2 protein-coding genes are annotated in these 2,865 nt (G+C 49.6%); both read left to right on the top strand.

Annotated features, from left to right (window positions below; all coding sequences use genetic code 11):
* Positions 1-115: 115 nt before the first annotated feature.
* Positions 116-427 (top strand): hypothetical protein, encoded by a 312-nt coding sequence (locus D6783_01515; GenBank protein ID RME53610.1) that lies wholly within the window; start codon positions 116-118, stop codon positions 425-427.
* Between the two features lie 279 nt (positions 428-706).
* A partial coding sequence (locus D6783_01510) for a hypothetical protein (protein RME53609.1) occupies positions 707-2,865 on the top strand: 2,159 nt, incomplete at its 3' end.

Genomic DNA, 2,865 nt, shown 5'->3' with positions numbered 1-2,865 from the left:
TCTTGGCTCCTTCAAACAAATAGTAAATGGGGAACTATTTTTTAGTAACAAAAAATTAACAAAAAAGTAATAAATTAAGAAAAATTTATAAACAAGAACGTTAGTGGTAAGGATGATGAAGTCGATCTTGCAAAAAAGAGTTGCTGCGCACGTGGTTGAGAAGGTGCTCTTCTCCTTTATGGTGCTTTTCGGAGCTGCAGCGGTCGTGGTGTTCTTCCTTGCAATCTCTTCTGCAAGGGAGGGGGGTTCTTTGGATTCTAATATTGTTGTTGTTGAGATTCTCATCATGCTTGCAATTGCTATATTGGCTCAGACGGTATTCTTAGTCAAGTTATACGAGCGAGTATTTCTCTCAGACGTAGACCCTGGAAAACTGTTCCGCGAAGCCGAGCACTTTTTTGAAAGAGAAGAGCACGCAGCCAAGTAAGTGTGGGAGGTGTTGCTGCGAAAGCCAGCAGCGATAGATGAGCGAGGAGCAGGTAGGGAAGCGCAGCGGATGCGTTCCTCCCAGGACACGCAGTACCCTTGCAGAGGCGGTTGCCGTTCGCGACGTGCAAGAAGGCGAGACGGTGAAGGAAAAGGCAGCGAGAGCGTGCTGAGCAAGAGCGTTAGCGAACGGTGCAGTGCGAGAGCAGAAAATACGAGAGCAGAAAATACGGGTGTGTTGGATGTGTGCCGATCATGAGCAGGGAAGACGAGGGTCGTTATGGAACAGAGCCATGCAAAAGTGAGTGGGTTCGGTGCCCGAAGGGTGGCGGGTTGCTTGCTTGGCGTAGCGATCTGTTGCGCGTTCTTTTTTGGTAAGGCGTATTTTGCCCTGGCCGAACCCGCAGCGAGTCTGAAGCCAATTTCGCAGCGCGAGCTGTATCCTCCCGCTGGCGAGGTTGTTTTGGAAGGTTGCGGACCGAAGGTATTGCAGGTAAAGGCGGGCTGCCCCGCAGGAACGTTCCAAGAGCTTCGTGCCATTGAGTGGAAACAAGGGTGCTCGCTCTACGTTGTGAACCTCAGCGAGTTTCGCTGCCCTGTTGTGTTGGCAAGGGCGGTGTCTGGTTTTGACGAGTTGGAAGTTCGTTTGAAAAAAAATCTCCTCGTCAGCTTTGTTGGTCAAATTTTGGATTCGCAAGAAAGCGATGGGGGGTGGGGAGACCCCCTCTCTACAGCACAGTACCTGTGGTACCTCTCCTTTTTTAACGATTCGTATCGTGAAGAGCGAGATAGGGGTTTTTCTTGGTTGAAGGATCAACGAGACAATGAAGAGAAGTGTTGGGGTGTTCCCTGTAGGCCGGGGTACAACGCGAAAATTCTTTTTTATTTGGTGCAAGCAGGATTTAACGAGTCACACCGCGTAGTGCACGATGGTCTTCTCTGGCTTGAAAGCAAGCAAAATTATATTGGAGAGGAAAAGTGGAACGTGTCAATCAACGCTGATGAGGAGGAGGGTTCTTGCCTCTTCTATCAAGGTTCAACATCCTCGCAGGTATCGCTTGATGAGCACGGGGAGGCGCAGGTGGCTTTTGCGCCAAAGTATGGAGAGCGAATACTCTTTGACTGCGGCTCTCGCACGTCGGTGACGGTGTTTGATGAAAAAAAAGAAGTGGTTTTTGAAGGGAGCGGGTCATCTTCTGAAAACATTTCCTTTCTTATTAGTCCGGCGTGCTGGGGCGATGAAAAATGGTCCTCGTGCGATGTGGAAGCAACGCTCTTTGCTGTTATGAACCCGCTGCTTGACAAAAAACACAAGGACGAGGCAAAGACGTATTTGAAAGGGCTGCTTCGGGAAGGCGCTGTTGGCGGGGCGTATCTTTTGTCCAATAACTCTCTGCGAGACTCTGCATGGTATCTTCGATACGTTGATCCATCCAAAGAAGTTGGAGAATGGTTGATTTTTGAGCAAAATAACGACGGCAGTTGGGGGGAGGGGAGCTGGGAGGAGAGGGCGATAATGACGGTTCGCGTCATAGATGCCTTGCGTGTTCTCTCTAGCGAGCTGAAGGCTGTGTCTGAAGCAATACATGATGGGTTGCGTTGGCTTGAGCAAGAGCGTCCGGTCGAGGGATGGGGGAGTATTGAGGCAGACGCGCTGACCTTTCTGGCGCTAAAAGCTTCAAGCCTTCTGACACTTCAAGCCTCCCCGCCCGTTGTTGAGCTGAAGGAAGACGAACAAATCGTCGAAATAACGTCATTTTTGGAGGGATCAGGCGCGTTGAGCGACGTGGTGCGAAGCGGAGCGCTGTTTTCCAAAACACTTCAGGGACGCGTGGCGATGTCGGTGGCCGGAGAGCAGGAAGGAGTTGTGAAGGTGGTGCTTGCAAAAAACAAGACGGAGGATGGTGTCGACACGGGATTTTTTTTTCTTGACAACAAAACAGGGCATGCGCTTATCGTCCCCATCATAGTCAGGAATGAGCCGTTTATTTTCTTCAAGCCACCGGAGAAGGTGCTGTTGTTTGAGGGGGGCGGCTTGGTTGAAGTTGATGTTGAGAAGAGCTCGAGTCTGTTTCTCTGCAAATTGAATGAGACTGTCTTGAAACGCTTAGAAGAGCAGGGAGTTTCTGTTCGGCCAGAAAGTTTTGCCGTGCAGGAGAGAAAGAAAATAACCTTTAATATTTCGACGAGGCTAAAGGAAGCAGCGTCCTTTCCACTGGGGATTTCCTTTCGATGCACAACCGGGGACGATGAGTTTGGCGATGTACTCGGCGCAATGAATTTTTCTGTCTTGTATTTTGACACGTTTCCGTTTTCAGCACCTGACCGAGTTACCATCCTGTTTGGCGGAAAAAAAACGCTGAAGATCAAGAATAACCTCCCAATTCCTGCTTCCTTGAAAGTGTCCGTTGCGAGTGAAGAGGAAAATTTGTTGCGTGT

The sequence above is a fragment of the Candidatus Woesearchaeota archaeon genome (genome assembly GCA_003694805.1).
In the GTDB taxonomy this organism is placed as follows: Archaea; Nanobdellota; Nanobdellia; order Woesearchaeales; family J110; genus J110.
Note: the sequence above shows the minus strand (reverse complement) of the source record. Positions and strands in the feature narration are given on the sequence as shown.